This is a genomic window from Polaromonas sp. P3_A5, from assembly GCF_056403055.1.
This window is the reverse complement of the sequence record NZ_JBFUGF010000001.1, coordinates 3428824-3446143: the sequence shown is the minus strand read 5'-3', so window position 1 is coordinate 3446143 and position 17320 is coordinate 3428824. Positions and strand designations below refer to the sequence as shown.

21 protein-coding genes are annotated in these 17320 nt (G+C 59.8%); 10 read left to right on the top strand and 11 right to left on the bottom strand.

Features of this window, described 5'->3' with window-relative positions:
- Positions 1–135 precede the first annotated feature (135 nt).
- Positions 136–804: a glutathione S-transferase gene (locus AC1DU8_RS16455; protein WP_477666133.1), complete on the top strand. Its 669-nt coding sequence runs from the start codon at positions 136–138 to the stop codon at positions 802–804.
- Positions 805–858: 54 nt separating this feature from the next.
- Here the strand turns inward: AC1DU8_RS16455 and AC1DU8_RS16450 are convergent, their stop codons facing one another.
- The 3 genes from AC1DU8_RS16450 to AC1DU8_RS16440 all read right to left on the bottom strand — a co-directional run bounded on the left by AC1DU8_RS16450 (position 859) and on the right by AC1DU8_RS16440 (position 4633).
- On the bottom strand, positions 859–1440 hold the full coding sequence (locus tag AC1DU8_RS16450) for a DUF2325 domain-containing protein (RefSeq protein WP_477727063.1): 582 nt from the start codon (positions 1438–1440) through the stop codon (positions 859–861).
- A 433-nt stretch (positions 1441–1873) separates the two neighbouring features.
- A complete protein-coding gene (recJ, locus tag AC1DU8_RS16445) occupies positions 1874–3598 on the bottom strand; it encodes a single-stranded-DNA-specific exonuclease RecJ (RefSeq protein ID WP_477726993.1) in 1725 nt (574 codons plus the stop codon).
- 18 nt (positions 3599–3616) lie between these two features.
- Positions 3617–4633 carry a hypothetical protein gene (locus tag AC1DU8_RS16440; RefSeq protein ID WP_477726992.1) on the bottom strand — a complete coding sequence of 339 codons (1017 nt, stop codon included), beginning with the start codon at positions 4631–4633 and terminating at the stop codon, positions 3617–3619.
- Positions 4634–4748: 115 nt separating this feature from the next.
- Here AC1DU8_RS16440 and AC1DU8_RS16435 point away from each other — a divergent pair, with 115 nt between their 5' ends.
- Positions 4749–6002: a lipoprotein-releasing ABC transporter permease subunit gene (locus AC1DU8_RS16435; RefSeq protein ID WP_477726991.1), complete on the top strand. Its 1254-nt coding sequence runs from the start codon at positions 4749–4751 to the stop codon at positions 6000–6002.
- A 109-nt stretch (positions 6003–6111) separates the two neighbouring features.
- Positions 6112–6786, top strand: a complete 675-nt coding sequence (lolD, locus tag AC1DU8_RS16430) for a lipoprotein-releasing ABC transporter ATP-binding protein LolD (protein ID WP_477727062.1) — start codon at positions 6112–6114, stop codon at positions 6784–6786.
- A 148-nt stretch (positions 6787–6934) separates the two neighbouring features.
- Here the strand turns inward: lolD and AC1DU8_RS16425 are convergent, their stop codons facing one another.
- The 4 genes from AC1DU8_RS16425 to AC1DU8_RS16410 all read right to left on the bottom strand — a co-directional run bounded on the left by AC1DU8_RS16425 (position 6935) and on the right by AC1DU8_RS16410 (position 9683).
- On the bottom strand, positions 6935–7672 hold the full coding sequence (locus AC1DU8_RS16425; RefSeq protein WP_477666138.1) for a hypothetical protein: 738 nt from the start codon (positions 7670–7672) through the stop codon (positions 6935–6937).
- Positions 7673–7748: 76 nt separating this feature from the next.
- Positions 7749–8240 carry a hypothetical protein gene (locus AC1DU8_RS16420; RefSeq protein WP_477726990.1) on the bottom strand — a complete coding sequence of 164 codons (492 nt, stop codon included), beginning with the start codon at positions 8238–8240 and terminating at the stop codon, positions 7749–7751.
- A gap of 504 nt (positions 8241–8744) precedes the next feature.
- Positions 8745–9113 carry a hypothetical protein gene (locus tag AC1DU8_RS16415; protein WP_477666140.1) on the bottom strand — a complete coding sequence of 123 codons (369 nt, stop codon included), beginning with the start codon at positions 9111–9113 and terminating at the stop codon, positions 8745–8747.
- A 120-nt stretch (positions 9114–9233) separates the two neighbouring features.
- Positions 9234–9683, bottom strand: a complete 450-nt coding sequence (locus AC1DU8_RS16410) for a hypothetical protein (protein WP_477726989.1) — start codon at positions 9681–9683, stop codon at positions 9234–9236.
- Positions 9684–10512: 829 nt separating this feature from the next.
- On the opposite strand from AC1DU8_RS16410, the gene AC1DU8_RS16405 reads away from it, so the two are divergent.
- The 4 genes from AC1DU8_RS16405 to AC1DU8_RS16390 are packed head-to-tail and all read left to right on the top strand — an operon-like array spanning position 10513 to position 13455.
- Positions 10513–10788 (top strand): DnaJ domain-containing protein, encoded by a 276-nt coding sequence (locus tag AC1DU8_RS16405; RefSeq protein WP_477666144.1) that lies wholly within the window; start codon positions 10513–10515, stop codon positions 10786–10788.
- Between the two features lie 45 nt (positions 10789–10833).
- A complete protein-coding gene (locus tag AC1DU8_RS16400) occupies positions 10834–11415 on the top strand; it encodes a hypothetical protein (protein ID WP_477726988.1) in 582 nt (193 codons plus the stop codon).
- A gap of 34 nt (positions 11416–11449) precedes the next feature.
- Positions 11450–12217, top strand: coding sequence for a hypothetical protein (locus AC1DU8_RS16395; protein ID WP_477726987.1), 768 nt, complete (start codon positions 11450–11452; stop codon positions 12215–12217).
- A gap of 14 nt (positions 12218–12231) precedes the next feature.
- Positions 12232–13455 carry a hypothetical protein gene (locus AC1DU8_RS16390; RefSeq protein WP_477726986.1) on the top strand — a complete coding sequence of 408 codons (1224 nt, stop codon included), beginning with the start codon at positions 12232–12234 and terminating at the stop codon, positions 13453–13455.
- Positions 13456–13824: 369 nt separating this feature from the next.
- On the opposite strand, the gene AC1DU8_RS16385 is transcribed toward AC1DU8_RS16390, so the two are convergent.
- From AC1DU8_RS16385 to AC1DU8_RS16370, 4 genes are all read right to left on the bottom strand, one after another.
- Entirely contained in the window at positions 13825–14313 is a 489-nt protein-coding gene (locus AC1DU8_RS16385) for a nuclear transport factor 2 family protein (protein WP_477726985.1), read from the bottom strand.
- 79 nt (positions 14314–14392) lie between these two features.
- Entirely contained in the window at positions 14393–14788 is a 396-nt protein-coding gene (locus tag AC1DU8_RS16380; RefSeq protein WP_477726984.1) for a hypothetical protein, read from the bottom strand.
- Between the two features lie 102 nt (positions 14789–14890).
- Positions 14891–15259: a hypothetical protein gene (locus tag AC1DU8_RS16375; RefSeq protein WP_477726983.1), complete on the bottom strand. Its 369-nt coding sequence runs from the start codon at positions 15257–15259 to the stop codon at positions 14891–14893.
- 118 nt (positions 15260–15377) lie between these two features.
- Positions 15378–15584, bottom strand: coding sequence for a hypothetical protein (locus AC1DU8_RS16370; RefSeq protein WP_477726982.1), 207 nt, complete (start codon positions 15582–15584; stop codon positions 15378–15380).
- A 421-nt stretch (positions 15585–16005) separates the two neighbouring features.
- Here AC1DU8_RS16370 and AC1DU8_RS16365 point away from each other — a divergent pair, with 421 nt between their 5' ends.
- From AC1DU8_RS16365 to AC1DU8_RS16355, 3 genes are all read left to right on the top strand, one after another.
- Entirely contained in the window at positions 16006–16299 is a 294-nt protein-coding gene (locus AC1DU8_RS16365; protein WP_477726981.1) for a hypothetical protein, read from the top strand.
- Between the two features lie 60 nt (positions 16300–16359).
- Positions 16360–16584, top strand: a complete 225-nt coding sequence (locus AC1DU8_RS16360; protein ID WP_477648033.1) for a DUF2188 domain-containing protein — start codon at positions 16360–16362, stop codon at positions 16582–16584.
- 113 nt (positions 16585–16697) lie between these two features.
- Entirely contained in the window at positions 16698–17189 is a 492-nt protein-coding gene (locus tag AC1DU8_RS16355) for a VOC family protein (RefSeq protein ID WP_477666150.1), read from the top strand.
- Positions 17190–17320: the final 131 nt, after the last annotated feature.

Below are 17320 nucleotides of genomic sequence, written 5' to 3'. Positions count from 1 at the left end.
CTTCCGGCTGTCAGGTCTGGGGTGCCCACCCTGGGCTGCCACCTGCCCTTTTCAGGTTTTCTTCCTGTCGCCGCCGGAGCTTGAAGCCAGCAATCCATGGCCTACCATCAGCGCTTCCGTCTTATGGAGCCGCACTTGATCACCCTGCATCACCTCAACAATTCCCGCTCGCAACGCATCCTCTGGCTGATGGAAGAGATGGGCCTGCCCTATGAAATCCAGCGCTACCAGCGCGACCCCAAAACCATGCTGGCGCCGCCTTCACTGCGCGCGGTGCACCCGCTGGGAAAATCGCCGGTGATCACCGATGGTGAGTTCACGCTGGCCGAGTCGGGTGCCATCATTGAATACCTGGTGGCGCGCTACGGCGCCGGCCGCCTGGCGCCCGAGGCCGGCACGCCTGCGCACCTGCGCTACACCTACTGGCTGCATTACGCCGAAGGCTCGGCCATGCCGCCGCTGCTCCTCAAGCTGGTGTTCGACAAGGTGGAAAACTCTCCCATGCCGTTCTTCGCCAAGCCGATAGCCCGCGCCATTGCCGGCAAAGTCAAGAAGACGTTTATCGAGCCGCAACTGCGGCAGCACCTGGATTACCTGGAAATGTCGTTGGGCCAAAGCGACTGGTTTTCCGGCGCCGAGTTCAGCGGCGCAGACATCCAGATGAGCTTTCCGCTGGAGGCGGCTGCCGCGCGCGGCGGGCTTAACGAGAGCCGGCCCAGGCTGATGGATTTCCTGGCACGCATCCACGCCAGGCCCGCCTACCAGCGTGCGATTGCGCGTGGCGGTGAGTTTGCGTTGCAGTGACATCGGCAGAACTTGCTGAGGTGCTATTAAATCAATAGCTGCTCGCGCAAGCTCTTAAAAGGCTGGAGCCGTTTTTGACTTGATATTCTGGGTTTCTGGAGTGATTGGCAGGCCAGGCGCCTGCCGGCTGCGCACAAACTGCATGGCCTGCGGCTGGCCCACCAGCACACACTGCTTGCCGGTGCGCCGGCAGTGGTCCTGCACGCGCCAGTAGGCGTCGTGGCTCACGCAGCCGGTCTGGCAGATCACCAGGTCGGCGGCGACCAGGCTGGCCTCCAGTGCGGCTGCGTCCTGCAGGTCGTCACCCGCATGGTGCAAAAAGTGCCCGCCAGCCATTTCAACAACACGCCGGGCTGCGGTGGTGCCGGCGCCTTGCTCGCCCACGCACAGCACCGACTTTTCATGCAGGGCGGCTGTGGCTTGCGAAGCTGATAAAGCCGCCGCCAGCGTGGCCGGGGCCGCCGTGTTCTTTTGCCGGCCCAGGCGTTCCCGCACCAAACCCTGCAAATCATGGACACGGCCCATCAGCCACTCCACCCGGCGCGCCAGCGTCAGCCGTTTGGGCAGGCCGGGGATGGCCGCCTCCACGGCCTGCCGGTCTTCACGCTCCCAGGCCAGCGCCGTCTCCCGCACCATCGCCGCCGCACGCAGGCGCACCGCCTGGGATTGCAGGCGCGAGATTTCCGCGGCCTGCACGGCAATCACCGTGCTGCAGCGCTTCTGGATCTCGCCGTACTGGGCGAGCAGGGCGCGGTGTTCCCGGTCAAGGCCGGGCAGAGAGGTACAGGGTCCTTGCATGTCGGGGCTCCATAAGATGAAGGCGCCCTCGTCAACAAACGAACGATATGCAATCGAAGAGGCAAACGAAGCATCAGCCGATAAAAGGGCAAAACCCATCTTAAATGAGAATTACTCTCAATTGGAGTAAAGGCTTATGCCTTTTTGGGTAAACAGATGAAACCCTTGAAGTATCCCTGTTTGCTATCAATTCAGGAGCTGCTTGCGCACACCCTTATTGGCCAAAACCCCGATTCGCTTAAGAAACCCAGGGCTTTGAGGTAGCGGGCCGTCAGAGCTCAGCCGCTTCCACCAGAAACCGCACCCGCTTCACGCCCTGCCATTCGTCCGCATCCAGCCGGAAGGCCAGCTTCACCCGCGCGGGCAGCGATTCGGTGTGGCCAAACCAGATGCCGTCGACCGGCTGGCCCTGGTGCTTGAGCTTGAGCGCCAGGTGTTTCTCACCCACCAGCCGCTGCGACACGACTTCCACCACTTCGCTGAAGGTGGGGGCTGCAAACCCCTGGCCCCAGACTTCCTTGTGCAGCGTGTCGACCACGTCGGTGCGGCGGTATTCGGCCGGCAGCGGGCCGTCGGTGTCCATGCGGCGCGTCAGCGTGGCGGCGTCCAGCCATTCGTGCGCCACCTGCTGCAACGCGCTTTCAAACACTTCAAAGTGCTCTTCGGCAATGGTGCAGCCGGCCGCCATGGCGTGGCCGCCAAAGCGCAGCAGCACGCCGGGGTGGCGCTTGGCCACCAAATCGAGCGCGTCGCGCAGGTGAAAGCCGGGAATCGAGCGGCCCGAGCCCTTGAGCTCGTGCTCTTTGCCGTCGGCCTGGCTGGCGGCAAACACGAACGTCGGGCGGTGCAGCTTGTCCTTGACGCGTGAGGCCACGATACCGACCACGCCTTCATGGAACTCAGGGTCGAAGATGGCAATCGCCGGCGGCGGCTCCTCGTCTTCATCAATCATCGCGTCGGCCGCCAGTTGCGCCTGCTCGCGCATGCCGGCCTCAATGTCGCGGCGTTCGCGGTTGATGCCGTCCAGCATTTGCGCCAGCTCGTCGCCGCGCGCCGGGTCGTCGGTCAGCAGGCATTCAATGCCCAGCGTCATGTCGCTGAGCCGGCCTGCCGCATTGATGCGCGGGCCCAGCGCAAACGCAAAGTCAAAGGTGGTGGCGACCGGCGCCTGCCGGCCCGCCGCCTTGAACAAGCTGGCCAGGCCTGCAGGCAGATGGCCCGTGCGTATGCGCTTGAGGCCCTGCGCCACCAGCCGGCGGTTGTTGGCGTCCAGTTTTACCACGTCGGCTACGGTGCCGAGCGCCACCAGGGGCAGCAGCGTATCAAGCTTGGGTTGTGTGGCTGCATTAAAGGCACCACGTTCGCGCAACTCGGCCCGCAGCGCCAGCAGCACATAAAACATCACGCCCACACCGGCAATCGATTTGCTTTCAAACGTGCAGGCAGGCTGGTTCGGGTTGACGATCACGTCGGCCTCGGGCAGCACCACTTCACCGTCTTTCAGCGCGGGCAGGTGGTGGTCAGTCACCAGCACCTGCATGCCCAGGGCGCGGGCACGCGCCACGCCGTCGATGCTGGCGATGCCGTTGTCTACCGTCACGAGCACATCGGCGCCAGCGGCCTTCACCCGCTCTGCAATGGGCGGCGTGAGGCCGTAGCCGTCGGTCACGCGGTCGGGCACCAGGTAGCTGACATGCTGCGCACCCAGCAGCTTGAGGCCGCGCAATGCCACGGCGCAGGCGGTGGCGCCGTCACAGTCGTAGTCGGCCACCACACAGATTTTTTTGCCGGCCGCCATCGCGTCGGCCAGCAGGCGCGCCGCCTCGGCAGCGCCGTGCAGTGAAGCGGGCGGCAGCAGCCGGGCCAGGCCGTCGTCCAGCTCATCTGCCGCATTCACGCCGCGCGCGGCGTACAGCTGCGCCAGCAGCGGGTGAATGCCGGCCTGCTGCAGCGCCCAGACGCTGCGCGGGGGCACGTCGCGTACCTGTATTTTCATGTGTGTTTACTATCTTTTTTATAGCTGGTCGCGCAAGTACCATAAGGGCTGCGGCATCAAAAGGTTCGAAATTTTGGCCAACAGGCCGGCCTGGTGCGTTTCAAACGTCTGCCAGCCGCGCTCGCCACACAGCGTCAGCCGCACGGCCTCGCCTGCGCGTTGGCGGGCCAGCAGCTGCGCCATCTCGCCGGCATCCAGTGCGGCCCAGGCTTGGGCATAGGCCTGCCAGTCATCAGCAAAAACGGCTTGCGCCAGGCTGCGCGGCACGGTCGGCGCCTGGCTGGCAGGTTCATACCCGGCGGGCAGGGCCCCGCTGCCGCTCAGCCAGAAAGAATTGACCGGTAGCTGGCGGCGCTCGGCGCGTTCATCGTTCAGCGCATGCGTGTAGAGCAGCATCTGCATTTCGTTTTGCAGCAGCTTCATCTTCCGGGCGATGCTGCCCTTGGCCTCAGTCTTCCCGCCGGGCAGCCACGGGTCCACATTGCGGCCCATGACCCGGTCGAGTGACGCGGTGGGCAGGGTGCGAAACAGCTCGCCCTCGGCCAGCCAGCGCTCGGGCCCCAGTGCGGGCACATAGTGCATCGTGATGCCGTCGGTTTCAAAGTAAGGCTGCATGGCCGCCAGCAAGGTGCGGGATTCGGCTTCGGTCAGGCCCAGCGCAGCAGGGTCCGTCAACGTGGCGTGTTCGCGGCCCATGGCCCAGTGGCAGGGCGTTATCCACGCCCAGGCCTTGTCGGTGTCGGCTTGCAGATGCTGCGCCGCATCCTGCGCGGCCCACGGAATCAGCCCGTCAGGCGTATCCGCGGCGGCAATCCCCAGCGCCAGGCCCAAGGCTCGCTCGTGCGGCGGCGACAGCGTGTGTGCATCTGCCGTATCAGTGTGTACTGACTTCATGCCCTTGAGCAGCTGCTTGAGGTTGCGCGTGCTGTCGGCCGGCAGCGCTTTCATCGTGGGCAGCCAGGCCTGTGCACTGCAGGCCGCAAAGGGAAGCAGCAGGTGCGGCCCTGCAAAAGGAGTGGGGGAATTGGCTGACATGGGGCTATTGTCCGGGATGCCACAATTGGCGTTCAAATTTGGGCGCTCAAATCGCACCCTATAAGAATCCGTTCGAGTTGGCCACCAGTGGCCCGCAACGACTACCAGGTTGAGTATGCAAATTCCTTATGAGCTGATAGTGGGCTGGCGCTACACCCGCGCCGGCCGCGCCACCCGGCGCAACGGCTTTATCTCTTTTATTTCAGGCGTGTCCATGCTGGGCATTGCGCTTGGTGTGGCCGCGCTCATCATCGTGCTCAGCGTGATGAACGGCTTCCAGAAGGAAGTGCGCGACCGCATGCTGGGCGTGATCTCCCACATCGAGGTGTTCGCCCCCAACGGCGCTGCCCTGCCAAACCCGCAAAAAACACTTGCTGAAATCAAGGCCAACCCGCAAGTGATCGGCGCCGCCACCTTCATCGCGGCGCAAGCCCTGCTGGCGCGCGGTGAAGACATGAAGGGCACCGTCGTGCGCGGCATTGATCCGGCGCTCGAAGGCCAGGTCACCGACCTCGCCGTAACGTCCGGCCCCACGCTGGCCAAGCTGGTGCCCGGCGCATTCGGCGTGGTGCTGGGCGGCGAGCTGGCCCGCGCCATGGGCGTGCGTGAGGGCGACAGCGTCACGCTGATCGCGCCCAGCGGCCAGGTCACCCCGGCAGGCGTGGTGCCGCGCCTGAAGCAAATGACAGTGGTCGGCACCTTTGACTCCGGCCATTTTGAATACGACTCGGCGCTGGTCATGATGCACCAGGACGACGCCGCGCGGATCTTCCGCCTCGAAGGGCCGACCGGCATCCGCATCAAGCTGAAAGACCTGCACCAGGCGCGCGAAGTGGCGTTTGAGCTGTCACGAAGCCTGAGCGGCGACTTGCTGATTCGCGACTGGACGCGCCAGAACAAAACCTGGTTTGCCGCCGTACAGCTCGAAAAACGCATGATGTTCATCATCCTCACGCTCATCGTGGCGGTCGCGGCCTTCAACCTTGTCAGTACGCTGGTGATGACGGTGACCGACAAGCGCGCCGACATCGCCATCTTGCGCACGCTGGGCTCCAGCCCCAAAAGCATCATGAAAATCTTTATGGTGCAGGGTGCGCTCGTCGGTGTCATCGGCACGCTATCGGGCCTGCTGCTGGGCCTGGGCATCGCCTTCAACATCGACGTCATCGTGCCGGCGATTGAGCGCGCGCTCAACGCCAGCTTTTTGCCCAAAGACATCTACCTCATCAGCCGCATGCCGAGTGAACCGCAATACGCCGACATCATGCCGATCGTCGTCATCTCCCTGGTGCTGTCTTTCCTGGCCACCATCTACCCCAGCTGGCGCGCCAGCCGCGTGAACCCCGCGGAGGCACTGCGTTATGAGTGAAAAAATGACCCCCACGCTTGTCGCTTCGCGTACTACGCTGCCCCCCGAGGGGGCCGCTGCGCCTGCGGTCTGGCAAAGCCAGTCCCGCGGCCCCGGCTTGAATGAGGAGATCGTGCTGAAAGCCAGCGGCCTCACCAAACGCTTCCACGAAGGCTTGATCGATTTAACGGTGCTGCACGGCGTTGATCTGCAAGTGCACGCCGGCGAAACGTTAGCCATCGTCGGCGCCTCAGGCTCCGGCAAAAGCACACTGCTGCACCTGATGGGCGGCCTCGACGCTCCCACCAGCGGCCAGGTCGAATTGAAGGGCCAGACGCTCTCGGCCCTCTCGCCCCAGCAGCAAGGCGACCTGCGCAACAAGCATCTGGGTTTTGTCTACCAGTTCCACCACTTGCTGCCCGAATTCAGCGCGCTCGATAACGTTGCGATGCCGCTGTGGATTCGACGCGAATCTCCCGCGGAATGCGCACGCGTCGCGACAGCGATGCTAGCGGCCGTGGGCCTCAAAGACCGCATTCATCACCGCCCCGCAGAGCTCTCAGGCGGTGAGCGCCAGCGTGTGGCGATTGCGCGTGCGCTGGTCACGCAGCCTGCTTGCGTGCTGGCCGATGAGCCGACTGGTAATCTGGATCGATCAACCGCCGACGGCGTGTTTGAGTTGATGCTGCAACTCGCCCGCGACTTCGGCACTGCCTTTGTGCTGGTCACGCACGATGAAACGCTGGCCTCGCGTTGCGGGCGGCGGTTCAGGTTGGTGTCGGGGCGGTTGTCGGAGTGGGGCTGATTTGCTGCGTCGATAAGTGACGTGCTTGTCGAGGGGCGTGTTCTATATCGGTCTCAACGTGAGGTAACGTTTGAATTCACTGGCCTGCGCGGCTTTTTGCGCCGGTCCGGTGAAATGATGGGTCGGGCATCGGTGAAGTAATGGGTGCTTATTTTCCAGCACGCTGTTCATCAAAAAGCATTTTGACGATATCTAACTCCCAGGATGCAATGATAGGTATTTGTGCGTCCATTGTTCCGCCGCCATCATTCAATAGCGCGGAGTCCTTTTTCTGAAATTTTCCTTCGCTCGAAGAATAGCGGTCAACCCAATAGCTTTTATCGAATCGAAGGCCATATATCTCACCCGCATATAACTTCGTAACGTAAAGGTTTGCCACATCTGGAGCCATCGTTCTGGCGACAAGGTTTCGTGTGAGCTCAAGTGGAAAATGAGAAACCGGGAATACGAGAAGAAGCAATCCTCCTATAGCGAAGGCCTTATCCGATTTGAAGATTTGGTAAATGCAACTGGATACGATCGTGATTAAAAAAAGGTATTGGGCCAGCACTAAGTATCCGTTCGGATGCCCGTAGCCGGTAACCTTGTCGAGGCGAGATAGCGATAGATAAAGCATTGCCATATGAAAAACCATTTCTGGCTCACGCAATGGTCTTTTCAACACAAGCAATCTGATGCTTGCAGCGGCACAGACATAAACAACTAGCGCAACGGCATCTATCAGGTCTGCCCATGGTATGAAACAGAGTGACGTCGCGCACGAAGCCCAAAGGAGAAACTCCGATGCCTTGGCAACACCACACTTGCCCGACACATAACGGATGCCAAAGTAGATCGCAGTTCCAATGGCAAACAAAAGGGCAGCCAAGACCAGGAGTGCTTGCATCACGATGCCCAACGTCGGAAATGAGAGGAGACAGCCGGCGCGCCGGCTGGCGTCCTTTCGATTGAAAGGTTAGGCCTCACTGCTCGCTCCACCACCAGGTAATCGACACCAGTTTCGACCCGGAAAACCTGAACGTTGCAGTGTGCTGATCGGGACCTTCATCGTTGAGGAGATAGACGAGAGAAGTTCGATCGGATTGCATTGGTTTTCCTGCAAAGGCCAATACCTCAGAGCGAGTGGCCCCAGGAGTAATGGGCTTTGGCAACTTGGTGTGCGCCCCACGGACAGTAAGCCACTCGAGAATTTCAAGAGGCGGACTCTGGATCGAAGCCCGGTAAACGACCACAACCAAGTTCTTGCATCGGATAGTTTCGCGTTGATCAAGAACTGGTTCGTCAAAGCGATTTTTCACCGCTTGCCGACTCACCTTCGCTTTCGCGCCGCAATGCTCGGTGGCTATTTCTTGGCCGATCTTTGCGAGGCCGTGCTGTACCACTGGCTGAGGCTCGCCAGCAGCGCCGGCCAACCCTGCCCACGCAAGAACGAACAAGAAAAGCCAATGACGCATTCTGGGAGGCCTAACGTTTAAATTAACCGGCGCACTTGTGCGTCCGGGTTGGATGCAATGTTAGGCGCTGACTCATGGCCCTGTAAGTGCAATCCCGAACCTCGCGTCGGAGACAACGTAGGCACTATGAACCAGAGCAAGCTGCCAACGTCTATGTATGAGTGGGCCGACCATCTGGCGGTTATCACAGTACAGATAGTCGTTCTTACCTTCGATTCCCGCAAAACTGGCCTGCTTTGACCAAAAGCACTTAAAACCCATGGCCTGAAGCTTCGGAAGTGCGTCCCTTGCGTCAGAGCCAAGCGGTGCAAGCTCCAGCAACTGCTTTCTAGCCTCTTTCTCATCTGCGCTGAATGAGTAACTGCAACCAGATATGAGAACGCCCACAAGAAATATGGTCAACTGCTTCATTTTTCGGCTAACGCTGGACGTAAGCGGAGCCGCTACGCGTCCACTTGGCTGCGATGTTAGACAGGCAGCCGAGAAACGGATCGAAGTAGAAACTCATAAAACAAATAGTGCTATGCCGATCAAAACAGCGGCTACGGCAATCATTAAAGCCATCAGCGACCAGCGCGGACTCGGGTGACTCAAGATAGCTGAGTCCACAAAAGAAATAGCCTCTCTTCTAGTTTCGCCGCGGCTGAACCAGACAGCAAATCCGGCAGCCAGGAGAAGCCCACCAAAAAACAGCATGTGAGCTACGTAAGCGTAGAAGAATAACGGCGATTGGTCCTGGTGAATGATCGTAATTCGGTACTTGCTAATGTAAAAAAACCCCCGCATGAGTGCGCCACCCCCCAGGAACAAGAACCCGGAACCGAGAAGCAACAAGATAGCCGAGGCAATAGCGATCTTTATAGTGTTTTGCATTGCAAACTGTGGCGGTCTAACGTTGGAGGTGACCGGCGCGCAGCAACTGCCGCGCAGCGGCAACCTGCGGCTGTGTGTCCGCGTGGGCCGACCTGTTAAACGGGTTAGTCGCCAGCGTCGTCATATGGCTTCGTCCCAGAGGGACACATCATGCGCGATGAACCGCACAGCGTTTCCGACCGAAAGGTCGATATCGCCAATCTCTGTCCTACTGAGAAAGAATTGCGCTTCACCGGCAACAACAACGATGCACTGCTGACCCGGAGGTTCGTTAACTGGTTGAATGGACGACACAACCCCATGAACTATGAACCCGTTTGCCTCAGGCCTCATGGCCAACGGCTCCAAGGTGGCTCTATTCTGAAGGACTTCAAACTCGGAAATCCTCTCTTGGCTGACTTCAACGTCAAAAACTTCGCCGACACAAAGCATCGGGGCTTCTGACGCTGGAACAAAACGCGCGGTGCCGGAGATCAACGAACCGCTGAAAGAAACGGCGTAACTCGGCATAGGCGTAAAGCCGATCCGCTTTTCGTCGTTAGGGTCCAAGCTGTCAATGATGATTCGCATCAGGAAATGTGGCCGTTTAACGTTGGAGTTGACCGGCGACCGGGAAGCGCACGGAAGCACCTGGGCGTCCGTGTCGAACGACCTGTTAGACCGCGCGGGCGCTGCTTCAACTCCAAACATTGCCAGATGGTAGCTAGGTTTCACAAGGGGTATGCCTAAGAATCCACCAAAGGAACACAGCTTCCCAGACAACTAGCACTAGGCACAGGACGCTCACCGCCGCGTGTCCATATCTTAGGTGCCCGAAGTGGAGAAATCCTAGGGCACGGTAGTAGTTGCTTGTCATCGCAGACCAAATGCTAGTCCACTGAAGGTCTTCGCACAGATCGCCGTCGTCACGTACGAGCCAGTAGATCGCGCCAATAAGAGCCCATCCCACGACAAAAAACCCCGCGAGGACACCTAGGCAGGCCACGATGTTTCCTAGCGGTCTAACGTAATGTATACCGCAAGATCTGCGGTATAACATCGCGCCTGCGGCATAACCTGGCCGTCAAAAAATCAGCCAAGTGCTTGTTATTAAAAGACTTATTGTCCATTGTGAGTTTCGTTCAGGTCGATAAAAAGAATACCAAACACCGCAAACCGATTCTAGGCGGGCAGTGTGGTTACCGCCTCCTCAATATTGACGAGCGCAGCTGTACCTGCGGCCGAACTGAGGGCGGAAAGTACCGCACAAGGCCATTTACCGGCCGCCAGCCTGCACGGCTCCAGACGGGCATAATCCGTGATCCCTCCGCCACGCGCGCAGGCGAATCTCCTCAGTACGTGAGCCATTCAACATGCCGTGCAGCTCCCTGCCTGCGGTCCAGGACACAGCCACTTTCGCATGATTGATCACTACACCGCCCTCGGGCTGGACAGCGCAGCAACGCTGGCCGATGTCAAAAAAGCCTTTCGCCAGAAAGCATCCTTCTGGCATCCCGACAAAAATGCCAGCCCCGAGGCGCCTGAGCGTTTCAGGGCGATGCAGCAGGCCTATGAGGTGCTGTCGGATGCGGACAAGCGCCAGGTCTATGACGACAACCGCCGCCGCAACCTGCTCGACAGCCCGATAGACACGGCGCGTGCCATCTGGGCCGACTATCTCAACCCGCTACTGTGACCCTTGCTGACCGAAAGAAGAACACCCCATGAAAAACCCGGCGGCATGAGCGTCTCCCCTTATTTCCTCGACCTGCGTTCGGCCTACCAGTCCGAGATGGATGACCTGCGATTCGACTCCGAGGGGCGCGACGTGTTGCACCGGCGTCTGGCCGGCAAACGCCAGGAGATGGCCTTTCTGGTGCAGATGATGGACACCAGCCCAGAGATGGTGGCGGTGGTGTTTCACCAGGGTTTTGATTTCACGGGAAAAACCGTGATGGAACACCTGCTCAGCCACGATGTTGATGCCGATTGCTTTCCGGCCTGGGGTAGCCTGGCGGATGGCTTTGTGCTGGCGCCCTGGGCCCAGGACCTGGCGCACATCGTCCTGCAGGCGCCCGGCGGGGAGAAATTCCTGACGCTGACGGCGGGGCTGGAATACATGGCCGGGCTGCCGGTGGCCGCATCCATTGCGAGCGCCGAAGCAGATGGTGACGGCGACGACGAAGACAGTGATGAGAACGGTGATGGCGTTGTGGTGATGTTTGAGGGCGATGACGATCGTGAGCAAAGCGCCGATGCCCGGGCACGCCACGAGGCAGGTTCCGACTGGCTGGTCCAGCAGGGCTTTGACGCCAAAGACTGATGCAAGCAAGCATGAACTGGAAGGTAAAACACTGATGACGAATCATCTCGCCCTGATCGAAAAAACCCAAAGCCTGATTGCAGCCGGCGACATCGTCGGCGCCGAGGCTGCGCTGGTCGGGCTGGCCGACGCCGAAGGTGATGCAGCGCTGATGGTGGTGCTGGAACAGTTGCCGCCCAAGGACGTCCTGGCTGTCATTCGCGAGTACGACAACTCCCGGGAGTCGGTGGTCAGCCTGCTGGTCACGCCCGCGCAGTTTGCCCGCGCCGTGGTGATTGAAAAGCTCTACAAGGACTTGACCCGCACGCACCTGCGCGGCATGGTCAATGCGGTGATCTTCCGGGAGGATGCTGACCCGCTGGAATTTCTCACCGCGATCGGCGACCTGGACGGTGGCAGCGAAGCCCTCGCCGATTATTTTTCGGACCAGTGGAGCCGTGTCGAGGCATTTGCGCGCAGCGGCGGCTTTGAGCTGGCCGACGAGTACGGCAAGATGTTGTCCCAGTCCGCGCTGCTGGCCTCGGCCTACGAAAGGCCGCGCATCCAGCTGGATGAGATCGCCGACCAGGACTGGATGCAGCTCGCCTGGCTTCTGCGTTACGAACTGCCTGACCTGTTCATTGAAATGCTGATGGTGCTGCGCGCCAAGGGCAGTGCGCACAAGGCGATAACTTCCGAAGGCGATGAGGAAGACGAGAACGAGGACGATGCACAGAACGACGGCAAGGTTGAGACCGGCGACACCGATCGCGGCAAGGCCACACCGACGGCGCGCGAGTCCGACGAGGAATCGGCGATCTGAGCTTGCAAACGCCCATGTCCTCGCCTTCCGCCATTTCGCTCTACGATACGCGCGCTTTTTTTGAGAAGGCGCTGCAGTACGGCGTGCAGCACGGCATCATCAATGCCGAAAAGATCGAAGCCATGCGGGTCGAAGGCCCCAAGGGCATGGTGCAGATCGCGCGTTATTTCGGCAATGAGTTCTTGCGCCCGGACCTTGAAAAAGCCCGCGACCGCATGGTGAACCTGGTCAGCCTGTACCTTGAAAACTCCTGTCAGGGCGACCTGCATCAGGCAGCCGAATCGCTGCGCGATTTCTCACTGCTGTCGCGCTCCAAGGGCGGCTCGGACATGCTCAAGGCCCTGATCGCCATGCCGCAAAACAGCCACTTCGGCATGAATGAACGCGGCGGCTTCACCGACGAGCACATTCCGCTGCTGGCCAAATGGTCGCTGCGCAACCTGGCCGACTACCAGGCCGAACTTGCCCGGCGCAGACAGGTGGCGCAGGTGGTGGATGCTGCCGTCTGGTTAGCTGGCGAGCTGGGCATGGACGCCGCCGAACTCGAAGAAGCGGGCAAGGACGCCGAAGCGGTGATTCGCACCGCCTTGCTGGTGCTGGCGACGGGTCGCACCGAGATGCCCGACTGGGTCGCCTTCGAGAAGATGATTGCTGCCTTGCGCAAAAAGCACGGGGCCGTTCCGCCTGTGGTTGCGGCTGCGCTGCCGCTCGCCGCTCCGAAAAAGCTGCCTGCCCACCTGCGGGATGTGGTGGAGGCGGTGCGGCAGTCCGTGATGGCCGACGCGCCAAAAATACTTGATCCGGCCTTGCCAACGCGCCAGCTGTTTGACCGCAGCCCGGCCTTCATGGGCCGCTACTTCTGGGTGGAAGACGGCCTGAACGAGGTCGATCACCATGACCGCCAGGCATCCGCCGTGTGGAGCAAGGTAACCGGCGGCAATGCGGACGATGGTTCGCTGTTGACCCTGTTCCTGTGCGTGGCCGCCGGGTCCGCGCCCAAGACCCTGCTGACCGAGAAAAGCGCCGCAACCCTGCTGCGCAAGATCCGCAAATCCGGTTTCGATCCCGCGCTGGCCCACCAGTACATCGTGGACCACGCGCCGGTGCAGCACCAGGACGCCTACGCCAGCTTGTGGGATGACTTTGTGGAAGATGCGCAGGCCACGCTACAAAGCGATGCCGTTCATGCGCTCCACGACGCGCTGGCGTTGCTGCGGCGGGAATGCCACGTGCAATAGGCGGTTTGTGCCTGCGATGGCGGCCCGTAATACACGACCGCTACTCTCTGCCTCGAATCGCGACCCAGAACATCAAACCGGCGAGTGCAAGCAGGAGTCCGCGTATACCCCAAGGGCCAAGAAAATAGTAGGCTGCTTGAAATAGCGGCTCCAGCAGATTGCCGCAACCGGTTGCGCAGAGAGTTGGCCTGGCGTAGCTTAGCAAGGCAACGCAGAGGAGAAAAACTCCGAGCAATGCCGCGATGAGTCTCGAATTCATTGAGCCGAGATCCGATGTTTGGGTTGGATGCTCACATCCGAACAGCGACCAAGACGGCGTAGCTGGCCTGGCATCCGTTTGATGGGTCGGTTAGGTTGCTGCGACAAGGCCTACGGCTTTACAGCCGGATCCCAATGCTCAGCAATCTTTCCGGCCTCAATGCGGAACATGTCAAACCACGTCGTTGTGTACTTCTTCGACGGATCTTTGGGATCCGTCTGCTCGCGCACAAAACTAAGGATGACCAGGTTTCCTTCAGCCGTAATGGCTACGAGTGGAGCTGCGACCTTGGCTTCTATCGGCTTCGGTTTCTTGAACTTCCCGAAGAATTCGACAAACGCTGCGCGACCAGTAGGAACATTCGGGTTGTGCTGGATGTAGTTTTCAGCCAGGTACTTCTCTGCCAACTCGAGCTGGCCAGCCTCGAAGACCTCGCGCCAGAAGTCATAGACAAGGCGCTTGTTCTGCGAAAGTTGGGGATCTGCGCTTTGCAGAAGGATTGAGTGATTCGGCGCCGGCGTAACGGCAACTTGTGCGAAGGCTGCACTGGCAGCAACAGCGCCAAGAAGAAGGGCAACGATTGTGTTTCTCGCACTCATGAATTACCTCGATTGTGATGTGAGACGCCTAACATTTGGCATGAGCGGCGGCCGGAGACACGCCAAGCTCGCACAACTTTCAAAGCTTGGGATCCGGAAACGGCAACTTATCTTGCGAGCTGCTCGGCTGGGCCACCCATTTATTCCCGCGACGGTAAAAGTCTGCCTGGGTTTCAGAACTTCCAGCTCCGATCTTCAATGCCACCGTGCAAGCAATCTGGCCTGGGTACTTGGCATCAACAGCCGGGATGCAGGTGCCGAGCTTGAGTTCGGCAGTTTTGTATTCTTGCATCTCCATCATCAGAAGGAATGCTTGCGTAGCCTCTTTGGCGTCGGGTAATACGAGTGCAGTGGCAGCGGCGGGTGTGGGTGTGGTGGCGGGCACTGTGGACGTAATGACTGCGGCGGGTTGCGACGATGTTTCGCTACAGGCGGAACAAAGAAGCAATGTTGACAAGATGACTGTGTAGCGCATGAAGAAATTCTCTGTTGTTGTGTCTGGCGTGAAGATGACCGGACCATAACACCTCGTGGCGAAGGCGCGTTCTGCTGTTGCGGGTCCGTCTCGATTGACATGTTAAGCAGTATTTCGCGCCATTGCCTCCAGGCAGCGCGCGTGAATGGTAGCAACGTCACCTGCGTGCCGCTTACGTATGGATTTGGAAAGGCGCGCGGGCAATTCCCTTCTATCTGCGACCACCGACAACGCCACAAGAAGCTCTTCCAGGCCTGCGGCCTTGGAAACACTGGTGGCATCGATCGGCCAGAACAAGCCGAGCAGCCGCTTTTCGGGATAGTAACGGGCGCTGACATCTTTCCCCTTGCCCTGGTACAGGACGATTTGCTGAACCGCAACCAACCATGCACGTGGGAATAACGGGATGATCGATTCAACGTCGCGGCGAGAGAGGCCGTGTGTGGCACCGTTTTGGACAGTTACCTTCATTGGCGCGGCTTGAGGTTGGAGATGATCGGCTGATAGGACGTCCGTGTCGACTGACCTGTTAGACCGTGGTATCCCGGCCGCAGCGAGGTCAGTCGAAATTGAGCGGTGGCCGCCGCACTCAAGGAGCCAGGTACGCACGTGCTTTCTCCCTCGCCTGGTTTAGTACCTGCGCACTCACGCCACCAGTCGCCAGGAGTTCTCCCAGCGGGACATACGCGACTTCCTCGAGCGTGGTCATTCCGGCACGAAGGAGCAACACGGCAACTGATTCGGGCACGCCAAGCACGGTCACAAACAAAGAGACTGAGTCTTGATCGTCGCCCATGGGTGCTCCTGCGGTATAGCCTGGCCGCTGAAAATCCGGCCAGGTAGTTGTTATCAAAAGACTTCTCGTTCATTTTCGGTTTCGTTCAGCTCGATGGAAAGAGGGCCAAACCCCGCAATGATTCTAGGGAGACAGTGTGGCCACCGCCTCCTCAATATATGAACGAGTGCACGTAAACAGCCGATTCCGTTGTGTTTGACCATCGCGACCCGTAACCCGCCCGAAAGCCGTGGTCAACGAATGCTTCCAACGCCTTCGCGCCCCGCAGTAACCGGCTCGCGTCTTACAGCTGCCAGTTCGATACCCTTACAGAGTAGCCGGTGAAGTCAGGGTGCAATAGCCTTAACCGCTTGTCGGCTGTGTGGCAGCCCCCGTCGAGCCCGTGGCATATGCCACTCATCTGTTTCGAAGGGGAATCAACATGTCAACCAAAGAGCGCAAGGAATGGCGCAGAAGTTTCACGGAAACGATCACGAGCCTGGCCGGAGGCACGGTCGATGTGCTTGAGGCGGCAATCTGGGCGATGGAGGCTCAGCATGGGCAGGGCCATCGTGATCCGCAAGAGGCGGCGTACGAACAGTTCAAGAACGTTGCGATGCCCATACCGGCAAACCGCAACGGGCCTCACGACGGGCCCATCTCCACGCTGGCCACGGCCCCGGATTTTTTTCAGCACCAGCCCGTTGAAAGTCGACTTGATGCCGGCAATCCATAGGCGTCGTCCTACAGCGGAGTTTCGAACCCCGCCAATACGATGGCTTTTTTTGGAGACCGTATGGACAACTATCACATCAAGACGCACAACGGCCACTGGGATCTGACCCGGCAAGGCGCCGACCGCGCGGCCATCAGCAAGCCCACGAAGGCGGAGATTCTGGAGGCAACGCGAGAGTTCATGGTGGGCAAAACCGCTTCGGTCAAAATCCATCGCGCCGACGGAACGTTCGAAGAAGAGCGGACCTATCCAGGCTCTGCTGATCCTTCCAGGTCAAAAGGCTAGGAACGGTCGGGAACAGGCGCCGGAACCTTTGGCCCAGCTCCCGAAATTGAATACGATGGGAGTCCTTTGCACTCTGGCGGGCGCCGGGTGCCCAACCTTTCAGGAGACACGACATGGCCAGCAAAAAGACCAGCAAGAACACGATCTGCCTGTGGTACGACGGTGGCGCCGTTGAGGCCGCAAACTTCTATGCCAAAACCTTTCCCGACAGCACTGTGGGCAAACTTTTTTATGCGCCGGGTGACTACCCCGACGGCAAGCAGGGGGACGTGCTCACGGTCGAGTTCACCGTCGCCGGCATTCCCTGCATCGGGCTGAACGGTGGCCCGCTTTTCAAGCATAACGAGTCATTCTCTTTTCAGATTGCCACCGATGATCAGGCCGAAACCGACCGCTTATGGAACGCGATCGTCAGCAATGGAGGGCAGGAAAGCGAATGCGGCTGGTGCAAGGACAAGTGGGGCCTGTCTTGGCAGATCACTCCGCGCGCGCTCACTGACGGTATAGCCGACCCCGACCCCAAGGTGGCCAAGCGCGTGTTTGACGCGATGATGACCATGAAAAAGATTGACGTCGCCGCGATAGAGGCGGCACGGCGGGGCTGAGACGCTTGATGGGATGACGCGCGTTTGCGTCCCGCTGCGTGTGCGCTCCTGTTCAGGTTTGAGAAATGGTCCGGGCGGGATTTGCATGCGAAATTTCCTCCGGAGGTACCGGGCGTAGTACGTACCGATAT